We start from the raw sequence: 19,449 nt of genomic DNA, 5'->3' as shown, positions 1-19,449 counted from the left end.
TCAGCTCACTCCTGCCGGGGTCCCGACCTCACCCGTGCGCTTGAGCTTCTGCCAGCGGAGGCGGCCGCCGGTCAGGGCGGTCACGGAGGAGTGGATCAGGACGAGGTACATCATCTGGCGGTATGCGAGCTGCTGCAGCGGCAGCATCGCGAGGTAGCGGTACTTCTCGCGGTCGAGGCGGAACGCGTAGGCGGCGCAGACGAGTTGGACGACCAGCACCGCCAGCCAGGCCAGCAGTGAGGCCCAGAAGTCCACGAAGATCATCGAGTAGACGGTGAACACGTCGATGAGCGGAGCGAGGACCGGCGTGATGATCTGGAAGATCACGACGAGCGGCATGCCGATGCGGCCGAAGCGGCCCGACGGGCCCTTGTCCGTCAGGGACTTGCGGTGCTTCCACAGCGCCTGCATGGTGCCGTACGACCAGCGGTAGCGCTGCGACCACAGCTGCTTGAGCGAACTCGGCGCCTCCGTCCAGGCCCTGGCGTGCTCCTGGTAGACGACCCGCCAGCCCGCGCGGTGCATCGCGATGGTGATGTCGGTGTCCTCGGCGAGCGTGTCCTCGCTCATGCCGCCGACCTCGAGGACCGCGTCGCGGCGGAACGCGCCGATCGCGCCCGGGATGGTGGGCATGCAGCGCAGCAGGTCGTACATGCGGCGGTCGAGGTTGAAGCCCATCACGTACTCGATGTGCTGCCAGGCGCCGATGACGGTGTTGCGGTTGCCGACCTTGGCGTTGCCCGCGACCGCGCCGATGCCCGGGTCCGCGAAGGGCTGGACGAGCTGGTGCACGGCGTCCGGCTCGAAGACGGTGTCGCCGTCCATCATCACGACGATGTCGTAACTGGCGTTGCGGACACCGTTGTTGAGGGCGGCCGGTTTGCCCGCGTTCTCCTGGCGGATGACCCGGACATTGGGCAGGCCCAGCGACTCGGCGATCTCCTTGGTGCCGTCCGTGGAGCCGTCGTCGACGACGATGATCTCGATCGGATGGGTGCTCTGCGCCAGCGAGTGGAGCGTGTTGGCGATGCACTCCTTCTCGTTGTACGCGGGCACGATCACCGTCACCGGCCTGGTGACCGTCGGCCCCCAGCTGAACTTGCCGCCCTTGCCGCGTTTCCTGTTGCGCTGTCTGTAGTGGCGGCGGGCAAGGATCAGCATCATCCCGAAGCGCCCCATGACGGAGACGCCGACGACCAGCAGCAGCCAGGAGAGCAGCGGCAGGACCCATTCGGCGACCGCGACCGCGTAGACGAGGGCCTTGCCCTCGTAGAGGGTCGAGCCGGTGGCCTTCTGCTGGCCGGACTGCTCGACGTTCACCTTGTTGGAGGAGTTGCTGGAGGAGGAGTTGGTGGAGCCCGAACCGGGCGCGGACTGCGCGCCGCCCGGCTGCTCGCCCAGCGCGCCGGCACCGGCCCCCGCACTCGCCCCGGCACCCGCACCCGCACCGGTCTGTCCCACCCCGGCCTCGACGGCCTGTCCGGAACCGGTGGCGCCCGTGCGGCCCGCACCGTTCGGCGCCCCGTTCAGCTTCGCCATCGCGCCGCTGACGGTGGTGAAGGAGTACCCCTTCGCCTTCATCTTCTTGATGTACGTGTCGAGCGCCTTGACCGTCTCCGAGCGGTCGCCGCCCGCGTCGTGCATGAGGACGACGGCGCCCTCGTTGTCCTTCGGCGTGGCCCACTGGACGATCTTCGAGACGCCCGGCTTCTTCCAGTCGTCGCTGTCGGTGTCGACGAAGACGCTGGTGTAGCCGAGGTTGCCGATCTCCTTGTAGACGGGCCAGCTGTAGTTGTCGACGGCGTTGATCTCCGAGGAGTACGGGGCCCGGAACAGCGTCGTCGTGATCCCCGCCGCACCCGCGAGCGCGAGCTGGGTCTGCTTCAGCTCGCGCTGGAGCCGGCCCGTGCCCTGGTAGGAGAGGTCGACGTGGGTGAAGGTGTGGATGCCGACCTCGTTGCCCTGGTCCACGAGGTCCTTCACGACGCCCGGATAGCGGGAGACCATCGAGCCGACCATGAAGAAGGTGGCCTCGATGTCGTTGTCGTCGAGCACCTTGAGGATCTGGGGAGTCCAGGTCGGGGTCGGACCGTCGTCGAAGGTGAGCACGATGGTCTTCTTCGGAACGGACTGGGTCTTGGCCGTACCGCCCGTGAACGTCAGGAGCGGACCGCCGTCGAGGATCTTCTGCGGCACCTTGTCGTAGGCCGCGCCGTCGCGCACCCGCGCGTCGTTGCCGATCTCGGAACGCAGATAGCCGTCGAGCAGCATCACACTGGTGAGCCCCAGCAGGAGCAGCAGGGCGAGGATCACGCGCGGTTTCTGCAGCGCCGCGGCCTTGCCGGCCGCCCGCTCCATCTTGGTGGGGGCGCGCCGGCGGCCGCGTGAAGGCGTCGTCGAAGTCATGGAGGTGGGTCCGTTCCGGTCAGTTGGCGCCGGTGGAAGCGGACGCGGATGCGGCCGGGGAAGCGGCCGAGGAGGGGGCCGTGCCCGTGCGCAGGCCCGACGGCGGGGTGCCGGTCGGCCTGCCGGTGGGGGCCTCGCCGCCCTGCGGCCGAAGGTTGCCCCCGGGTGCGGAGCCGGCCTGGCCGCCGCTGAACGGGAAGAGCGAGGACGGGGTCAGCGAGGTGCCCCAGCCCATGAAGGCCATCCCGAGGACGACCGCGTAACCGAAGCAGACGGCGCCGACGAGCATGCCGAACCTGCGCAGCAGACGTGCTCTGCGCCCGGAGTTGTCAACGAACACGGGACCGTCTTCGGACGCGTTGCCGCGTTTGCGGCGGCGGCCGCGCCCTTGACTGTGGTTTTCGATGGCTGACTCGGATTGCATTCCCCGGATATTAGGGCTCCTTTATGTGGCCAATTCTCTGGTTCTCATGTGAGGCGCCCATGAAACTTGGCCCAAGCTGTCCATTCCCTGAGAGAATCCTTGAACATCCGCGCAGCTCAAGGTCGATACATATTCCCCTTGTGTACCGATTCGCGGCCCGGCTTGCCCGATTCGCGTACCGCTACTCATGGGTTTCCCATGCGCTTCCTGTATTCGGGAATCACTCTCGGATGTGCCACCTTGGAACTCCCGAATCGCACTTTGTTTCGGTCCTGAGACAGAAATCACGAGAGCGGGTGCATACGCAATGAGGGGTTATCTGAGGCCGACTGCCGGGCTCACCTGCCTGTTTGCTCTGGCGGCGGCGGGGTGCTCTTCCGGCGGTACGGGCACCACGGACGCGGCGCCCGCGCAGACCTCCCGGGCCCCGCGGACGAGTGCGGCGCCCTCCGAGAGCGCGTCCTCCTCCAGCACCTCGTCCAGCACTTCGTACGCGCCCTACGTGAGCGCCACGGAGGCCTCCGCGACGGACTCGACGGGGTCTCCGAGCACGTACAACCTGGCCTTCGTGATCTCCGACGGCACCACCTGCACGGCCAAGTGGAACGGCACGGACGCCATCGACAAGGCGGCCGTGAAGTCCCGGATCTCGGCGCTGAAGGAGTCCGGCGCGAGTGTGCGTGTCTCGTTCGGCGGAGCGTCCGGCAAGGAGCTGGCGGAGGTCTGCGGCAGCGCGAGCGCGCTCGCGGCGGCGTACGGGGCGGCGCTCGACGCCGCCGGCTCCACCCAGGCCGACTTCGACATCGAGGGGGACGCGCTGACCGACTCCGCGTCGGTGGCGCTGCGGTCCAAGGCGATCGCGCTGCTCCAGAAGGAGCGCGGTGACCTGAAGGTGTCCTTCACGCTGCCGGTCATGCCGTCCGGGCTGGATTCGGACAGTCTGGCGCTGCTGGAGTCCGCCAACGACAACTCCGTGAAGGTCTCCACGGTCAACATCATGACCATGAATTACGGGAGTTCGTACTCCGGGGACATGGGCGACTACGCCGAGACGTCCGCCAAGGCGACCCACGATCAAGTGCAGGATGTGTTCGGGCTGTCGAGTGCGGGGGCCTGGCAGGGGCTCGCGTTGACGTCGATGATCGGGGACAACGACGTGGCCAATGAGACGTTCAGCCTCTCGGACGCGGCGCAGGTCCGTGCGTTCGCCGAGTCGAAGAAGATCGCTTGGGTGTCGATGTGGTCGACGTTCCGGGATCAGCAGTGTTCGAGTGATGACGCTTCTTCGGACAATGCGGCCACCAATTGCAGTGGCGTTTCGCAGAGTTCGGGGGCGTTTGCACAGGCGTTCGCTGGGTGAGTTCTTTGGCTGCAGGTTCGATGTGGCTGGTCGCGCAGTTCCCCGCGCCCCTAAGGGGCGCTCCAGTGCACGCGGCTCCAGAACTCAGCGGCGTCTGTGTACCAGGCGGCCCGCGCACACCGTCGCGATGCATGCTCCGTCCACGTCGAAGACCGCCAAGTCGGCCCGACCGGTGTCGGTGATCTCGGTCTTTGTTGCACGCGGGAGTACGGCGACCTCGTTACGGGAGGCCGCCGCGCGGAGGTCGGGGGTGTCGGCGTATTGCTGCAGTACGGCGGTGGCGCCCGACTTCAGGACGGCGTGCAGCCGCTCCCTGGGGGACGGCGCCTCGGGCAGTGGGCCCTCGTGGACGAGCGCCGGCCCGAGGGCCCCGGGCCAGCTGCGGACCCGCGCCCCCGGAAAGCGCTCCAGCAGCACGTCCAGCGGGCCGGTGCCCGCGACCCGGTCGCCCTCCACGGCGACCGCGCCGTCCTTCAGCGGGTCCGCGTCCCAGCTGACGCGCAGCTCGTCGGCGGTGTGGATCGTCAGCACGGCGGGGCTAGTTGGAGGCGAGCAGCTTCAGCTCGGGGTGCGCCGTGCCGCCCTCGATCGCGGTGGACGAGATGTGGGACATGACGCGCTCGTCGACCGGGTCGTTCGCCGGGTCGTCGTGGACGACGATGTGCTCGTACGTCGTGGTCCGCTGGGCGGGCACGCGGCCGGCCTTGCGGATCAGGTCGATGATCTCCATGCGGTTGGAGCGGTGCTTGGCGCCGGCGGAGGAGACGACGTTCTCCTCCAGCATGATCGAGCCGAGGTCGTCCGCGCCGTAGTGCAGGGAGAGCTGGCCGACCTCCTTGCCGGTGGTGAGCCAGGAGCCCTGGATGTGGGCGATGTTGTCCATGAACAGCCGGGCGATCGCGATCATCCGCAGGTACTCGAAGAGCGTCGCCTGCGTGCGGCCCTTCAGGTGGTTGTTCTCGGGCTGGTAGGTGTACGGGATGAAGGCGCGGAAGCCGCCCGTGCGGTCCTGTACGTCACGGATCATCCGCAGGTGCTCGATGCGCTCGGCGTTGGTCTCGCCGGTGCCCATGAGCATGGTGGACGTCGACTCGACGCCCAGCCCGTGCGCGGTCTCCATGATCTCCAGCCAGCGCTCGCCGGACTCCTTGAGGGGGGCGATCGCCTTGCGGGGGCGGGCCGGGAGGAGTTCGGCACCGGCGCCCGCGAAGGAGTCGAGGCCGGCGGCGTGGATCCGCTGGATGGCCTCCTCCACACTCACCTTGGAGATGCGGGCCATGTGCTCGACCTCGGACGCGCCGAGGGAGTGGATGACCAGCTGCGGGTAGGCGGCCTTGATCGCGGCGAAGTGCTTCTCGTAGTACTCGACGCCGTAGTCCGGGTGGTGTCCGCCCTGGAACATGATCTGCGTACCGCCGAGTTCGACGGTCTCCGCGCAGCGGCGCAGGATGTCGTCGAGGTCGCGCGTCCACCCCTTGGCGGTGTCCTTGGGAGCCGCGTAGAAGGCACAGAACTTGCACGCCGTGACGCACACGTTCGTGTAGTTGATGTTGCGCTCGATGATGTACGTGGCGATGTGCTCGGTCCCCGCGTACCGGCGGCGGCGTACCGCGTCCGCGGCGGCGCCCAGGGCGTGCAGCGGGGCGTCGCGGTAGAGGACGAGCGCCTCTTCGGGGGTGATCCGCCCACCCGCGGCAGCACGGTCGAGGACGGCTGTGACATCAAAAGACGTGAGGTCGGCCTTCTCGGTCACCGGGAGCGTCCCTTTCGTAAGGGTTCTGGACGGACCCGGCCAGCCTACGCCAGCCCCGCCCGCGGCCCGACGTCAGGCCGCGTACGCCCCGATCAGCAGCCCGACGTACGCCCCCGCGATCAGGAACGGTCCGAAGGGGATGGACGTCTTGCGCCCCGCGCGTCGCATCAGCACCAGCCCCAGCCCGTACAGGCCGCCGAACAGGAACCCGGCGAAGGTGCCGAGCACCACGGTCCCCCATCCGTACCAGCCGAGCACGGCCCCGATTCCCAGCGCGAGCTTCACATCCCCGAAGCCCATGCCGTTCGGGTTGACGAGGAAGAGGAGGAAGTATGCGCCACCCAGCACGAGCGATCCGAACAGCGCGGTCGGCCACTCACCCGCGTGCTCCGGTACGAGGGCCATCACGCCCAGCAGTACGAGCGCCAGGCCCGCGAGCGGGAGGGTCAGGACGTCCGGCAGGCGCTGTACCCGGAAGTCCACGACCGCGAGCAGCACGCCGAGCGGCGCGAGCAGCAGCCAGACCGCCAGTTCGGGGCGGGCGCCGGTGGCGAGGGCGAGACCGGCGCAGGCCCCCGCGGTGGCGAGGGCGACCAGCGGGGTGCCGGGGCCGTAGCGGTACGCCGTCGGGGCGTCGCCCGGCATCCGCCCCGCACGGCCCGGCACCCGCCCCGCACCGCCCGGCGCCCGCCCGGCGTCTCCGGGCACGCGGCCCGCATCACCGGACACGCGCCCCGCGTCCCCGGGCGCCGACCTCGACGTACGAAAGTCACGAAGGTCCTGGGCGCAGTCGGGGCAGCGGGCGAGGCCGAGCCAGCCGCCCGCGGCGCCGGTGAGGACGTGTCCGTCGGGGCACCGGGTCCGCCACGCCTCGTCCGGCTCCACCGCGAACCGGTAGGCGGCCCGCGGCACCAGCAGTCCCGCCGCCGCGCCCCAGAGGGCGGCGAGGACGGTCAGCCACAGCGGCCGGACGGACCAGAGTTCGAGGTCCACGGCTACTCGGCCTTCGCCATGCGCGCCACCGGATCGCCCGCGTCCGCGTTGTCCGTCTCGTACTTGAGGTCGCCCCCGGCGGGGATCAGCCGCACCTCGTGGCTACCGGTCGTACAGGTGCCGGGGTTGGACGTCTTGGCGATGCTCGTCGCGGTGAGCTGGGTGTCCGTGACCTTCTTCAGGACGAGTACGTCGTCACAGTTGCCGCCGATCAGATCGGTCGACCGGAACGTGCCCAACTCCTTGCCCACGGCGGCCTGGTGGAGGGTGACCCGGAACGTGCCCGCGGGCAGCTTCCCGTTCAGCGCGTAGGCGTCGCCCGACCAGGTGCCGAGGTAGTGCGCGGGCACGGAGGCGAGCGTCGCGCCGGCCGAACCGGCGACGCTCGGTGTCGCCGCCGGAGGGCTGGCCGCGGAATCGGAGCCGCTGGAGGCCGAGTTGTCGTCACCGCCGCCCGGGAGCAGATGGAACATGAACACCGAGCCCACGGTCACCGCGGCCAGCGCTCCCGCCACGGCCAGCGCGAGCGTGCAACTCACCCTGCGGCCACGACCGTTCGCACCGGGGGCCGAGGTCGCGGCCATGCTGACGGAGAGCTTGCCCGGGTGATCCTCCCGGTGCTCTCGCCGGTCCTGGCGACCCTGATGATCCTTGCGGCCGGGGTCGGCCGCGGGCGTGCTCGGGTGGACCGTCGGCGCCGCGACCGCGTCCTGGACATCGCGCTGCCCCGGAACGTACGTCGGCATGGCGTACGGCGGCATGGTCGGCGGCGGACCGAACACCCCGCCGGGCGGCGGCGTCCCGGCCCCGGAGTCCGTGCCCACCGAAGGGCTGCTGAACCCCACCGGCCCGGACGGCGTCACCTCCGCCGCCTCCAGGTTCAGCAGCTGCACCGCGCTGCGGCTGACCTGCTCCACCAGGGGCCCCGGCAGCCACCCGGCGGTCACCAGCCGGGCCGCTCCCTCGGGGGCCAGGCGTCCGGCCACCTCACCCGGGGTCGGCCGCCCCGCCGGGTCCTTGGCGAGGCAGGCGGCCACGAGTTCTCGTAGCTCCCCGTCCAGGGAGCCGAGCCGGGGTTCCTCGTGCACCACCTTGTAGAGGAGGGCGGCCGAGGAGTCACCGGGGAACGGGGACTCGCCCGTCGCCGCGTACACCAGCACCGCGCCCAGGGAGAAGACGTCCGCCGCGCCCGTGACCCCCTTGCCGAGGATCTGCTCGGGGGACATGTAACCGGGGGAGCCGACGGAGACGCCCGTCGAGGTGAGTGAGGCGGTGCCGTCGGTGGCCCGGGCGATGCCGAAGTCGATGAGGAGGGGGCCGTCGAGGGTGAGCAGGACGTTGGAGGGCTTGACGTCACGGTGGACGAGGCCCAGTGCGTGGACCGCCGTGAGGGCCTCGGCCAGGCCCGCGCCCAGCACCCGTACCGAATGCGCCGGAAGCGGACCGCCCGCGTCCGCGACCGCCGCGGCGAGCGAGGGACCGGCCGCGTAGCCGGTCGCGACCCACGGCACGGACGCCTCCGGATCCGCGTCGAGGACCGGGGCCGTCCACGCGCCGCCCACCCGTCGCGCGGCCTCGACCTCACGGCGGAAGCGGGCGCGGAACTCCTCGTCGAGCGCGAAGTGCGGGTGCACGATCTTGACCGCGACCGTCCGCCCGCCCGCGCTGCGGCCCAGGTACACCCGCCCCATGCCGCCGGAGCCCAGCCGGCCGAGCAGCCGGTAGGGCCCCACGACCGTGGGTTCATCCACTCCGAGCGGCTGCATGGCGCTCCCACCTCCCCCGTACGCACGGACGCACTGCCCAGCAGGGTAGTTCCGTACGCCCCCGCGGGGTCCCGAACACCCCCGCGGGTTCACGACGTCCCGGCGGTCTCAGGGAGTCAGCAGTTCGACCTTCACGTCGGTCGGGAAGCCGGTGGTCGAGCCGACCCGCCGGGCGAACTCCTGTACGGCCGCGAGCTGCGGGCCGCCGAAGCGGAAGTCGAGCGTGGTGAAGTACTGCTCCAGGGTCCGCTCGTCGAAGGCCTCCCAGCGGGCCGCCTGCTCGGCGACCTTGGAGACCTCGTCCAGCGAGAGGTCCCGGGAGGCGAGGAAGGCCTCGTGCACCTTGCGGGTGACGACGGGCTCGCGCTCCAGGTAGTCGCGGCGGGCCGCCCACACGGCGAAGACGAACGGCAGGCCCGTCCACTGCTTCCACAGCGTGCCGAGGTCGTGCACCTCCAGACCGAACTTCGGCCCGTCGAGGAGGTTGGCCCGCAGCGCCGCGTCACCGATGAGGACGGCGGCGTCGGCCTCCTGCATCATCAGGCTGAGGTCGGGCGGGCACGTGTAGTAGGACGGCTGGACGCCCACGCTCTCGGCCAGCAGCAGCTGCGCAAGCCGAACGGATGTACGAGAGGTGGAGCCGAGGGCGACCCGGGCGCCGTCCAGCTGGTCCAGCGGGACCTGCGAGACGATCACACAGGACATCACCGGACCGTCGCAGCCGACCGCGATGTCCGGGAAGGCGACCAGCTCGTCGGCGTGCTTGAGGAACTCGACGAGCGTGATGGGCCCGATGTCGAGGTCGCCCTGCACCAGCTTCTCGCTGAGCTTCTCCGGGGTGTCCTTGGTGAGCTCGAAGTCGAGGAGCGTGCCCGTTCTCGCGAGCCCCCAGTAGAGGGGCAGGCAGTTCAGGAACTGGATGTGGCCGACGCGCGGCCGGGTGCGGTAATTGTCCACATCGCGAGGCTAGACCCCATGGAGTACCGTGCAGTCTCCAGGGTCCCCGCGCGTTTCAGAAACCCTTCCGCCCCCTTGTGTCAACCCTTGCGACAGCGAGTCGACACCACCCTCGTCAACCCATCCGCCATGCGGGTCAAACATCCGGGTGACGTGATCTTGCCCCCTATTGCTTTCGGCTGCCTGCGTGCTAGGCTCGCCGCAAGTTGCAGTTTGGTTTCCCTTGCAGTACAGAGCCTGCGGAGCATGTGACCGCGGGCTCTCGTCGTTTTCAGACGTATGCAGTTGTTTACACAATCGCAGGTTCTGGAGCAGGGCAACCCTTTGGGCCCAAGGAGGGCTTATGGCTACCGGAACCGTGAAGTGGTTCAACGCCGAAAAGGGCTTTGGTTTCATCGCCCAGGAAGGCGGCGGCCCGGACGTCTTCGTCCACTACTCCGCGATCAACGCGAGCGGATTCCGCTCTCTCGAAGAGAACCAGTCGGTTTCCTTCGACGTCACGCAGGGTCCGAAGGGCCCGCAGGCGGAGAACGTCACCCCGATCTGAGTCTGCGGGCTTCATGAGCCCAATGCTTTGATCCGGAACGGATCGCAGTACCCAAGGAGCCCCGCGCCAGCCGGTCGCGGGGCTCCTGCCTTGTCCTCCCCTGTCCTCTCCTGTCGGCGGTGCGTTCCTACCGCACGTACAGCTCCTCGATCTCCTTGCTGAAGTCACGTTCGATCGCCGCCCGCCTCAGCTTCATGGTGGGGGTCACGTGACCCGCCAGTTCCGTGAAGTCTCCCGGGAGGACGGCGAAGCGGCGGATGGACTCGGGGCGGGAGACGAGTTTGTTGGCCTCGTCGATCGCGCGCTGGAGGATGACGTTCAGCTCCGGGTCGTCCATGAGGAGCTCCGGCGGGACGGGATGCTTGCCGATCATCTGGCGCCAGTGGGTGACGCCGTCCTGGTCCAGGGTGATGAGGGCCGTGACGTAGGGGCGGCGGTCGCCGAGGACGATGCACTGGGCGATCAGCGGGTGCGAGCGGAGCCAGTTCTCCAGGGGCGCGGGGGCCACGCTCTTGCCGCCCGCGGTGATCAGGATCTCCTTCTTGCGGCCCGTGATGGTGAGGTAGCCCCCGTCGTCCAGTTCGCCGATGTCACCGGTCGCGAACCAGCCGTCCGGCGCCGCGTCGACGACGCCGCCCGCGTTCGGGTCCCAGTAGCCGCGGAAGATCTGTTCGCCGCCCAGCAGGATCTCGCCGTCCCCGGCTATCCGTACCCGGGTGCCCGGCAGCGGCCAGCCCACCGTGCCCAGTCGGGGTTTGAGCGGGGGCGTGACGGTCGCGGCGGCGGTGGCCTCCGTCAGGCCGTACCCCTCGAAGATCTCGATGCCGGCACCCGCGTAGAACGCGGCGAGACGGCGGCCCAGCGGGGAGCCGCCGCAGATCGCGTAGCGGACCTTGCCGCCCAGCGCGTTGCGGATACGGCGGTAGACCAGGGGGTCGTAGAGGGCGCGGGCGGCGCGCAGGGAGCGCGAGGGACCCGGCCCGGTGCCGTGCTGCTTGGCCTCGATCGCCTCGCCGTAGCTGCACGCGATGCGCGCGGCGCGGTCGAAGGAGGACCCGCGGCCCATCTTCTCGGCCGTGGCCCGGCCGGTGTTGAACACCTTCTCCAGGACATAGGGGATGGCCAGCAGGAAGGTGGGGCGGAAGCTCGCCAGGTCCGCGAGCAGGTCCTCGGTACTCAGGCTCGGCGCATGGCCCAGGCGCACCCGGGCGCGCAGACAGGCGACCGCGACCATCCGCCCGAAGACATGGGAGAGGGGGAGGAAGAGCAGCATCGACGCGGCGTCCGAGGTCTTCGCCTTGAAGATCGGGTAGAGCAGTTCGATCGCGTTGTCGATCTCGGCGAAGAAGTTGCCGTGGGTGAGTGCGCAGCCCTTGGGGCGGCCGGTGGTGCCCGAGGTGTAGATGAGGGTGGCGAGCGTGTCGGGGCCGAGCACCCCACGGCGCACGGCGACCTCCTGGTCCGGGATGTCCTGGCCCAGCTCGGCCAGCCGCTCCAGGTGTCCCTTCTCGAAGACCCACATGTGCCGCAGGTCGGGGATCCGGTCGCGTTCCGGGCCGAGCGAGGACGCCTGCGCCACCGTCTCCGTGGCGAGGGCGACGGCTCCGGAGTCCTGGAGGATCCAGCGGACCTGGAAGACGGAGGAGGTGGGGTAGACGGGGACGGTGACCAGGCCCGCAGCCCAGGCCGCGAAGTCCAGGAGCGTCCACTCGTACGTCGTCCGCGCCATGATCGCGATACGGTCGCCGGGCGCCAGGCCCTCGGCGATCAGGCCCTTCGCCACCGCCAGCACCTGCGCGGCGAACTCGGTGGCGGTCACGTCCTCCCAGGCACCCTCGGCGTTCTTCCTGCTGAGGACCGCCGCGTTCGGGGCCACGGCCGCGTTGTCGAACGGGATGTCCGCGAGCGAGCCGTGGGTCACCTGACCGACGAGGCGTGGCACGGACACCTCGCGCACCACTCCGTCCAGCCGCCTGATCTCGGGCTCCACGAGGGAGGGTGGGGAGTCGTACGGGCTGGGCTGGGTGGACATGGAGCGGCTCCTTGGCTACCAGGACCCGGTCGGTATGAGGCGGGTTGGGGGCGCAAAGCCTCATACGTGCCTGGGGCGTGGGGGGTTCATGCGAGTTTCAACAAGGCAGGGGTGACCGGGATCGTACGGGGCTGGGGTGTGGGGTTTGTGGGTGTCTGGGGCGGGCGGGGTGCGAGTTACCTCCGGTACGGGGTTTCGGGTGTAGGTGGTTTTTCGAGTGCGGGCCGGTGGGGGCTTGTCGCGCAGTTCCCCGCGCCCCTAAAAGCGCCGGGGCGGGCGGCATTGGAGGGCGCCGTCGTCAGTGGCGTTCCAGGATGGCCGTGACTCCCTGGCCGCCTGCCGCGCAGAGGGAGATGAGGCCTCGGCCGGGGGTGTCGCGTTCCGCGAGGAGTGTGGCCAGGGTGGCCACGATGCGGGCGCCGGTGGCGGCGAAGGGGTGGCCGGTGGCGAGGGAGGAGCCCGCGACGTTGAGGCGGGAGCGGTCGACCGTGCCCAGGCCGCGCTTCTCCCAGGCGGCCAGGGTGGCGAGGACCTGGGAGGCGAATGCCTCGTGGACCTCGATGAAGTCGAAGTCCCCCAGGGAGAGTCCGGCGCGTTCCAGGAGGCGGGGGACGGCGTACGCGGGGGCCATCAGCAGGCCGTCCTCGCCGCCGACGACGTCACCCTCGACGAAGTCGACCGCGGCGGTCTCGTAGGCGGTCAGGTGGGCGAGCGGAGCCAGACCCCGCGCCTCGGCCCAGTCGTCGCTCGCCAGGAGCACCGTGGCCGCGCCGTCCGTCAGCGGGGTCGAATTGCCCGCGGTCATGGTGGGGTGGGGCTGTTCGGTGCCGAACACCGGCTTGAGCGCGGCCAGTTCGGCGGGCGTCGAGTCCGGGCGGAGGTTCTGGTCGCGGGTCAGGCCGCGGAACGGGACGACGAGGTCGTCGAACAGGCCCCGTTCGTACGCCGCCGCCAGCCGCTGATGGCTGGCGGCCGCCAGTTCGTCCTGCGCCTCGCGGGTCACCCCCCACGCGCGGGCCGTCACGGCGGCGTGCTCCCCCATGGACAGAACCGTGCGCGGCTCGGCGTTGCGGGGAATGTCGGGGACCAGGTGGGAGGGGCGGACGCGGGCCAGGGCCCGGAGGCGGGCGCCGGGCGACTTGGCGCGGCGGACCTCCAGGAGGATGCGGCGCAGCTCGTCGTTGACCCCGAGCGGGGCGTCGCTGGCGGTGTCGGCGCCGCCCACGATCGCGGACTCGGTCTGGCCCAGCGTGATCTTGTTCGCGGCGGCGACGACGGCCTGCAGGCCGGTTCCGCAGGCCTGCTGGATGTCGTACGCCGGGGTGCGCGCGTCGAGTTTCGAGCCGAGGACGGTCTCGCGGGCGAGGTTGTAGTCGCGGCTGTGCTTGAGGACGGCCCCGGCGACCAACTCGCCCACCGCCCCCGGCCCTTCGAGCCCGTACCGCTCGACCAGGCCGTCGACCGTCGCGGTCAGCATCTCCTGGTTGGAGGCGGTGGCGTACGGGCCGTCGGAGCGGGCGAAGGGGGTGCGGGCGCCGCCGACGACCGCGACGGGGCGCGTCCCGGACAGCGTTCCGGCGGTGCTTGCTCTCGGTGGATTGCGGGGGCTCATCTCGACCTGCTCCTGATCCTTCACGTAGCCTTACCCTGGGTAACCTTACTCTGGAGTAAATTTACGTCCGAGCTGGGAGTTGGACAATGGCGGACCGCTATCTGAGCTTCACCGGCACCGCACCCGGTCGCTTTCTGACCCGCCGGCTCGGGCTGCCCCAGCCGGCCGCGCTGCACCGCTGGTCGCCCGAACGGCCCACCCTGGAGGGGGCGTTGCTGCTCCTGACGGCCGGGAAGTCGACGCTGGACGACATGGCCGCCGTGCTGGCCCGGACGGGGCTCGAGGTGCGGACGGAGGCGACGGCACAGCGGCCCGCCGGGGTCGTACTCGACGCGACCGGAGTCGCCGACGTGGAGGCGCTCGCCGAGGTGCACGCGGCGCTTCATCCCGTGGTGCGGTCGGTCGCCGACGGTGGGCGGGTGGTGGTGCTCGGCGCCGCCCTCGACCCCGCCGATCACCATCAGGCGGCGGCGCAGCAGGCGTTGGAGGGGTTCGTGCGGTCTCTGGGGAAGGAGATCGGGCGGGGGCGGACGGTGACGTCGGTACGGATCGTGGGGGCGGCGGCGGGTTCCGTGGCCGGTGCCGAGTCCACGTTCCGGTTTCTGCTGTCGCCCAGGTCCGCGTATGTCAGTGGGCAGGTGATCGAGGTCCGTGTCGCCGGTGGTGACGGTGGCGCCGGTGAGATGTCCGTGCCGGAGGACTGGGCGCGGCCCCTCGCCGGGCGGACCGCCCTCGTCACCGGGGCCGCGCGGGGGATCGGACGGGCGGTGGCCGAGACCCTGGCGCGGGACGGGGCGCGGGTGGTGTGTCTGGACGTGCCCGGCGCGGCGGCCGAGCTCGACGTGGTCGCCGCACGGCTGGACGGCGGTCGGGCGTTGGCGCTCGACATCACCTCCGCGGACGCGGGGGCACGGATCGGGGAGGCGTTGCCCGACGGGCTGGACGTTCTCGTCCACAACGCCGGGATCACACGGGACCGGAAGCTGGCCAACATGCCCGCGGAGCGGTGGGGGTCGGTGCTCGACGTGAATCTCGCGAGTGTGCTGCGGACGACGGATGTGCTGTTGGGTGACGGGGTGGTGCGGCGTGGGGGGCGGATCGTGGCCACCGCGTCGATCGCCGGGATCGCCGGGAACGTCGGGCAGACCAACTACGCGGCCAGTAAGGCGGGGGTCGTGGGGTTCGTACGGGCGCTCGCTCCGCGGGGGTGGGGCGAGCACGGGGTGACGGTGAACGCCGTCGCGCCCGGGTTCATCGAGACGAAGATGACGGCGGCCGTGCCGTTGTTCGTTCGGGAGGCGGGGCGACGGATGAACTCCCTCGGGCAAGGGGGGTTGCCGGTCGATGTCGCCGAGACGATCGCGTGGCTCGCGGGGCCGGGGTCCTGGGGCGTGAACGGGCAGGTGGTTCGGGTGTGTGGCCAGAGTCTGCTGGGGGCGTAGGGGGTTCGTTCGCCCCCGCCGCCCCTACCCGTCCCATCCCTCTGGGGCTCCGCCCCAGACCCCGTGGGGCGGCCTTTTGGCTGCGGGTGGGTGGGGGCTGGTCGCGCAGTTCCCCGCGCCCCTGAGCGGGGGGCTTCGCCCCCGCCGGCGCCGCTCGCCCAGCGTTTTTGGGGGCGCCGGGAACTGCGCGCTCAGCCCCCTCCGGCCCGCAGTCGACGAACCACCCCACCACAGCCTCCCGGGAGGAACCCATGACCACTCTCACCCTCACCGCTCCCCCGGCCCTCACCCCTCTCCTGGCCCGAGGTGCCCTGTTCTCCCCCCTGAAGCGGCGGCCGCGCCCGGACGCCCACGTCCCGCCGACCCGTCTCGTTCTCCCTGACGTCCGTATCGATCTCGCCCGGCTCACCACCTACGAGCGGGTCTGCGGGTTCGCCACGGGGGCGGACGCGCTGCCGGTGACGTATCCGCACGTCCTCGGGTTTCCGCTCGCCATGCGGATCATGGCGAGCCGCTCGTTCCCGCTGCCGCTGCTCGGGCTCGTCCACACCTCGATCGAGATCACCCAGCGGCAGCCACTGGCGGCCTCGGAGACGTACGAACTCGGCGTGCGCGTAGCGGGGCTGGAACCCCACCACCGTGGGACGCAGGCCTGCGTCGTGACCGAGGCGAGGGTCGACGGCACGTTGGTGTGGGAGTCGAGGAGTGCCTATCTCGCCCGGCACCGGACGGCCGGGGAGCCGACGTCCACGCCCCCACGGGAGCCGGGCGACGGCACGCCCCTCCCCGTCCGTGCCGAGTGGCGGCTCGGTGGTGACGTGGGGCGGCGATACGGCGCCGCCTCGGGGGACCGCAACCCCATTCACCTGCACCCCCTCACCGCCCGCCTGTTCGGCTTCCCCCGCGCCATCGCGCACGGCATGTGGACGGTGGCCCGTTGCCTCGCGGAACAGGGCCCCCAGGACGCGGTACGTCTGCATGCCGACTTCAAGGCCCCCGTCCTCCTCCCGGGCACGGTCACCTACGCCGCCGACGGCCCCGCGTTCGAGCTCCGCGGCACGGACTCCGGACGCCTGCATCTGACGGGCGACCTACAGCCCATACGGTGAAGAGGTCAGTCCTGCGGGGGCGTCCACGGGCGGTTCTCCATCAGGTCGCCCAGGCCCGCCCAGGCGAAGTTCATCAGGGTCGCCGCGGCCTGCTTCGCGGAGACGCCCGGCGTGGCGTTGGCCCAGGCGGCGAGGGACTCGGCGGCGCCGACGAGGGCCTCGGCGAGCCCGGCGACCTCCCGTTCGGCCAGGGACGGGTCACGATGGGCCTCGCGCGCGGCGACCACGATCAGCTGGGTGACGAACGCGACGAGTTCCTCGCGCATCGCCGCGACCTCGGCCGCGAACGGCTCGCCGTGCGTACGCGCCTGACGGTGCAGGACCGCCCAGCCGTCCGGGTTCTCGGCGGTGTGCGTGAAGAACGCCCGCAGGCCCGCCCAGAGTTGGCGGTCGGCGGGCAGGCCGGGCTGGACGCCCGCGCGTACCGCCGTGGTCAGTGCGGCCGCCTCACGGCGGATGCAGGCGGTGAAGAGGTCTTCCTTGGAGTTCAGGTACAGATACACCAACGGCTTGGACACGCCCGCCAGATCGGCGATCTCGTCCATCGAAGCGGATCGGTAGCCCCGCTGCCCGAAGGTCCGCACGGCGGCGTCCAGCATCTGCTGTTCACGTACCGCGCGCGGCATCCGCTTGTTCTTCACAGCACCCATACGGGCAAGCGTACGATCGGCCGCCGTCGGCCAGGCACAGCGTTACGAGGTCTGGCCCTGCACGCCGCCGCGGGTGGCGTCGTCCACGCCGTCCTCCTGGCTGCGGTTCTGCTCCAGGTTGGTCTTCATGCGATCCACGCGCGCGACGACCTGGGCGGAGGCGCGGTCGCGCTCCTTGCGCAGCACGACGAAACTGATGGGCGCGGAGATCACCAGCGCGAGCAGGACGATCCACATGTAGTTGGAGTCACCCAGGCCGCGCGGAGCGATGCCCAGGTAGACGAGGCCCCAGACGACCACGAGGCAGCCGGCGAAGACGCCGAGGCGCATCAGTGTGTAGCGGCCCATGTCAATCCACTCTTCCGTTCCGAACCGTTTCGAACGTTCCCAAAGGGCACCGTCCAGTGAAGCACGCCCGGCCCGATCCTCGTGCAGGGGGGCCTCAGTCGCCAGGCGGGAGAGGCAGCAGCATCGTGATCTCGTCACGGTCGTCGCCCGGCGCGACACGCAGCGCGTCGGGCGCCCGGCCGATCTCCTTGTAGCCGCAGGAGGCGTAGAAGCGTTCCAGCCCCTCCCCGCCCCGGCAGGTGAGGCGGAGTCCCTCCAGGCCGAGCGCGCGGGCCCGGTCCTCGGCCTCGCGGAGCAGGTCGGCGCCGTAGCCGCGACCCTGGAGGGCCGGGTCGACCATGACGGTGTACAGCCAGGCCCAGTGGCGCATGAGGGGGTGGTCGTTGAGGGCGAGGAACGCGGTGGCGGCGAGCCGGCCGTCGGCGGTGAATCCGGCGAGCAGCCGGGTGCGGCCCTCGGCTATCGCGGTGAGGTGGGCCTCGGCGCGGGGGCGTATGTCGACGGCGGTCACCGGCGGCACGAAGCCGACCGCACCGCCCGCGTTGGTGACATCCGTCCAGAGGGTGAGCAGCTGGTCGGGCAGGGGCTGGGTCGGCTGCGCGTCACGGGTGAACAGGGTGAAGGTCAGTGGCACGGCCACCGAGCGTAGAACACCGAGGTCGGAGTGGACCAACTGCGGATGTCACCCGTCCACGCCGGGTTGAACTTCCGGAACACCGAGGACGGAGTCGTCGGACGAAGCGCAATGCCGGCCCCCTCCGCGAGGAGGGAACCGGCACCGGGGCCGTCATCGGCGTACGACCGGACCGCGGAGCGTCAGACGCGCATCGGCTGCGGCGACTCGCGGCGCGCCGGGTCCGGGCCGTCGTACTCGCGGATGATCTCGTAGCGGGTGTTGCGCTCGACCGGCTGGAAGCCCGCGTCGCGGATCAGGTCGAGCAGGTCCTCGCGGGTCAGCTTGTTCGGCGTGCCGTAGTTGTCCGCGTCGTGCGTGATCTTGTACTCGACGACCGAGCCGTCCATGTCGTCGGCACCGTGCTGGAGGGCGAGCTGCGCGGTCTGCACGCCGTGCATCACCCAGAAGACCTTGACGTGCGGCACGTTGTCGAAGAGGAGGCGGGAGACGGCGAAGGTCTTCAGGGCCTCGGCGCCGGTCGCCATCTGGGTGCGCGCCTGGAGCCGGTTGCGGACCTTGCCGTCCTTCATGTCCACGAAGTCGTGCTGGTAGCGCAGCGGGATGAAGACCTGGAAGCCGCCGGTCTCGTCCTGGAGCTCACGGAGCCTGAGGACGTGGTCGACGCGGTGGCGGGGCTCCTCGATGTGCCCGTACAGCATCGTGCACGGGGTCTTCAGACCCTTCTCGTGCGCGAGCCGGTGGATGCGCGACCAGTCCTCCCAGTGCGTGCGGTGGTCCACGATGTGCTGGCGGACCTCCCAGTCGAAGATCTCCGCGCCGCCGCCGGTGAGGGACTCGAGGCCCGCCTCGATCAGCTCGTCGAGGATCTCCGACGCCGACAGCCCGGAGATGGTCTCGAAGTGGTGGATCTCCGTCGCCGTGAAGGCCTTCAGGGAGACGTTCGGGAGGGCCTTCTTCAGCTCGCTCAGCGACCGCGGGTAGTAGCGCCACGGCAGGTTCGGGTGCAGGCCGTTGACGATGTGCAGCTCGGTGAGGTTGTCGTTCTCCATCGCCTTGGCGAGGCGGACGGCCTCCTCGATGCGCATCGTGTACGCGTCCTTCTCGCCCGGCTTGCGCTGGAACGAGCAGTACGCGCAGGACGCGGTGCACACGTTCGTCATGTTGAGGTGGCGGTTGACGTTGAAGTGGACGACGTCGCCGTTCTTGCGCGTGCGCACCTCGTGGGCGAGCCCGCCCAGCCAGGCCAGGTCGTCCGACTCGTACAGCGCGATGCCGTCTTCGCGGGTCAGCCGCTCACCGGCTCGAACCTTCTGCTCCAGCTCGCGCTTGAGCCCGACGTCCATGCCTCTACCTCTTCCTCAGACAGCCTTCGTAAACCGTACTCCCCCACCCTCCGGGCGGGAGGGCCCCCAT

17 protein-coding genes are annotated in these 19,449 nt (G+C 70.5%); 4 read left to right on the top strand and 13 right to left on the bottom strand.

Annotation, left to right across the window (positions count from 1 at the left end):
* On the bottom strand, positions 1–2,406 hold the full coding sequence (locus tag FNV62_RS29660; protein WP_143627695.1) for a bifunctional polysaccharide deacetylase/glycosyltransferase family 2 protein: 2,406 nt from the start codon (positions 2,404–2,406) through the stop codon (positions 1–3).
* Between the two features lie 19 nt (positions 2,407–2,425).
* The gene (locus tag FNV62_RS29655) at positions 2,426–2,746 is read right to left on the bottom strand and encodes a hypothetical protein (RefSeq protein ID WP_308314074.1); all 321 of its coding nucleotides are present in this window, start codon (positions 2,744–2,746) and stop codon (positions 2,426–2,428) included.
* Positions 2,747–3,137: 391 nt separating this feature from the next.
* Here FNV62_RS29655 and FNV62_RS29650 point away from each other — a divergent pair, with 391 nt between their 5' ends.
* Positions 3,138–4,190 carry a chitinase gene (locus tag FNV62_RS29650; protein ID WP_143627693.1) on the top strand — a complete coding sequence of 351 codons (1,053 nt, stop codon included), beginning with the start codon at positions 3,138–3,140 and terminating at the stop codon, positions 4,188–4,190.
* Positions 4,191–4,274: 84 nt separating this feature from the next.
* Here the strand turns inward: FNV62_RS29650 and FNV62_RS29645 are convergent, their stop codons facing one another.
* The 5 genes from FNV62_RS29645 to FNV62_RS29625 form a co-directional block, all read right to left on the bottom strand.
* Positions 4,275–4,721, bottom strand: a complete 447-nt coding sequence (locus FNV62_RS29645; RefSeq protein ID WP_143627691.1) for an imidazolonepropionase-like domain-containing protein — start codon at positions 4,719–4,721, stop codon at positions 4,275–4,277.
* Between the two features lie 7 nt (positions 4,722–4,728).
* Positions 4,729–5,943 (bottom strand): cyclic dehypoxanthinyl futalosine synthase, encoded by a 1,215-nt coding sequence (gene mqnC, locus FNV62_RS29640; protein ID WP_054232140.1) that lies wholly within the window; start codon positions 5,941–5,943, stop codon positions 4,729–4,731.
* 72 nt (positions 5,944–6,015) lie between these two features.
* Positions 6,016–6,936, bottom strand: a complete 921-nt coding sequence (locus FNV62_RS29635) for a prepilin peptidase (protein ID WP_225900417.1) — start codon at positions 6,934–6,936, stop codon at positions 6,016–6,018.
* Between the two features lie 2 nt (positions 6,937–6,938).
* Entirely contained in the window at positions 6,939–8,702 is a 1,764-nt protein-coding gene (locus tag FNV62_RS29630; RefSeq protein WP_143627689.1) for a serine/threonine-protein kinase, read from the bottom strand.
* A 108-nt stretch (positions 8,703–8,810) separates the two neighbouring features.
* The gene (locus FNV62_RS29625; RefSeq protein ID WP_054232137.1) at positions 8,811–9,659 is read right to left on the bottom strand and encodes a menaquinone biosynthetic enzyme MqnA/MqnD family protein; all 849 of its coding nucleotides are present in this window, start codon (positions 9,657–9,659) and stop codon (positions 8,811–8,813) included.
* Between the two features lie 343 nt (positions 9,660–10,002).
* Here FNV62_RS29625 and FNV62_RS29620 point away from each other — a divergent pair, with 343 nt between their 5' ends.
* Complete coding sequence (locus FNV62_RS29620) at positions 10,003–10,206, top strand: cold-shock protein (RefSeq protein ID WP_028805073.1); 204 nt, start codon at positions 10,003–10,005, stop codon at positions 10,204–10,206.
* Positions 10,207–10,333: 127 nt separating this feature from the next.
* Here FNV62_RS29620 and FNV62_RS29615 read toward each other — a convergent pair whose 3' ends face one another.
* Together FNV62_RS29615 and FNV62_RS29610 are read right to left on the bottom strand one after the other, a co-directional pair.
* The gene (locus tag FNV62_RS29615; RefSeq protein WP_097285779.1) at positions 10,334–12,238 is read right to left on the bottom strand and encodes an AMP-dependent synthetase/ligase; all 1,905 of its coding nucleotides are present in this window, start codon (positions 12,236–12,238) and stop codon (positions 10,334–10,336) included.
* Positions 12,239–12,536: 298 nt separating this feature from the next.
* Positions 12,537–13,850 carry an acetyl-CoA C-acetyltransferase gene (locus tag FNV62_RS29610; protein ID WP_143652139.1) on the bottom strand — a complete coding sequence of 438 codons (1,314 nt, stop codon included), beginning with the start codon at positions 13,848–13,850 and terminating at the stop codon, positions 12,537–12,539.
* An 86-nt stretch (positions 13,851–13,936) separates the two neighbouring features.
* Here FNV62_RS29610 and FNV62_RS29605 point away from each other — a divergent pair, with 86 nt between their 5' ends.
* Together FNV62_RS29605 and FNV62_RS29600 are read left to right on the top strand one after the other, a co-directional pair.
* Positions 13,937–15,292, top strand: coding sequence for a 3-oxoacyl-ACP reductase (locus FNV62_RS29605; protein ID WP_143627687.1), 1,356 nt, complete (start codon positions 13,937–13,939; stop codon positions 15,290–15,292).
* A 251-nt stretch (positions 15,293–15,543) separates the two neighbouring features.
* The gene (locus FNV62_RS29600) at positions 15,544–16,401 is read left to right on the top strand and encodes a MaoC family dehydratase (protein WP_143602554.1); all 858 of its coding nucleotides are present in this window, start codon (positions 15,544–15,546) and stop codon (positions 16,399–16,401) included.
* Positions 16,402–16,406: 5 nt separating this feature from the next.
* On the opposite strand, the gene FNV62_RS29595 is transcribed toward FNV62_RS29600, so the two are convergent.
* From FNV62_RS29595 to mqnE, 4 genes are all read right to left on the bottom strand, one after another.
* Positions 16,407–17,051, bottom strand: coding sequence for a TetR/AcrR family transcriptional regulator (locus FNV62_RS29595; protein WP_054232133.1), 645 nt, complete (start codon positions 17,049–17,051; stop codon positions 16,407–16,409).
* Positions 17,052–17,093: 42 nt separating this feature from the next.
* Positions 17,094–17,399 (bottom strand): DUF4229 domain-containing protein, encoded by a 306-nt coding sequence (locus FNV62_RS29590; protein WP_054232132.1) that lies wholly within the window; start codon positions 17,397–17,399, stop codon positions 17,094–17,096.
* Between the two features lie 94 nt (positions 17,400–17,493).
* Entirely contained in the window at positions 17,494–18,033 is a 540-nt protein-coding gene (locus FNV62_RS29585) for a GNAT family N-acetyltransferase (RefSeq protein ID WP_143602553.1), read from the bottom strand.
* Positions 18,034–18,215: 182 nt separating this feature from the next.
* Positions 18,216–19,379 carry an aminofutalosine synthase MqnE gene (gene mqnE / locus FNV62_RS29580; protein ID WP_054232131.1) on the bottom strand — a complete coding sequence of 388 codons (1,164 nt, stop codon included), beginning with the start codon at positions 19,377–19,379 and terminating at the stop codon, positions 18,216–18,218.
* Positions 19,380–19,449: the final 70 nt, after the last annotated feature.

This window comes from Streptomyces sp. RLB3-17 (assembly GCF_007113425.2).
In the GTDB taxonomy this organism is placed as follows: domain Bacteria; phylum Actinomycetota; class Actinomycetes; order Streptomycetales; family Streptomycetaceae; genus Streptomyces; species Streptomyces mirabilis_D.
Note: the sequence above shows the minus strand (reverse complement) of the source record. Positions and strands in the feature narration are given on the sequence as shown.

What these genes read in the sequence shown, in the direction of transcription:
- FNV62_RS29660 (WP_143627695.1), bottom strand. Translation starts at nt 2,406, where the DNA reads ATGACTTCGACGACGCCTTCACGCGGCCGCCGGCGCGCCCCCACCAAG.
- FNV62_RS29650 (WP_143627693.1), top strand. Translation starts at nt 3,138, where the DNA reads ATGAGGGGTTATCTGAGGCCGACTGCCGGGCTCACCTGCCTGTTTGCT.
- FNV62_RS29630 (WP_143627689.1), bottom strand. Translation starts at nt 8,702, where the DNA reads ATGCAGCCGCTCGGAGTGGATGAACCCACGGTCGTGGGGCCCTACCGG.
- FNV62_RS29620 (WP_028805073.1), top strand. Translation starts at nt 10,003, where the DNA reads ATGGCTACCGGAACCGTGAAGTGGTTCAACGCCGAAAAGGGCTTTGGT.
- FNV62_RS29615 (WP_097285779.1), bottom strand. Translation starts at nt 12,238, where the DNA reads ATGTCCACCCAGCCCAGCCCGTACGACTCCCCACCCTCCCTCGTGGAG.
- FNV62_RS29610 (WP_143652139.1), bottom strand. Translation starts at nt 13,850, where the DNA reads ATGAGCCCCCGCAATCCACCGAGAGCAAGCACCGCCGGAACGCTGTCC.
- FNV62_RS29605 (WP_143627687.1), top strand. Translation starts at nt 13,937, where the DNA reads ATGGCGGACCGCTATCTGAGCTTCACCGGCACCGCACCCGGTCGCTTT.
- FNV62_RS29600 (WP_143602554.1), top strand. Translation starts at nt 15,544, where the DNA reads ATGACCACTCTCACCCTCACCGCTCCCCCGGCCCTCACCCCTCTCCTG.
- FNV62_RS29595 (WP_054232133.1), bottom strand. Translation starts at nt 17,051, where the DNA reads ATGGGTGCTGTGAAGAACAAGCGGATGCCGCGCGCGGTACGTGAACAG.
- FNV62_RS29590 (WP_054232132.1), bottom strand. Translation starts at nt 17,399, where the DNA reads ATGGGCCGCTACACACTGATGCGCCTCGGCGTCTTCGCCGGCTGCCTC.
- mqnE (WP_054232131.1), bottom strand. Translation starts at nt 19,379, where the DNA reads ATGGACGTCGGGCTCAAGCGCGAGCTGGAGCAGAAGGTTCGAGCCGGT.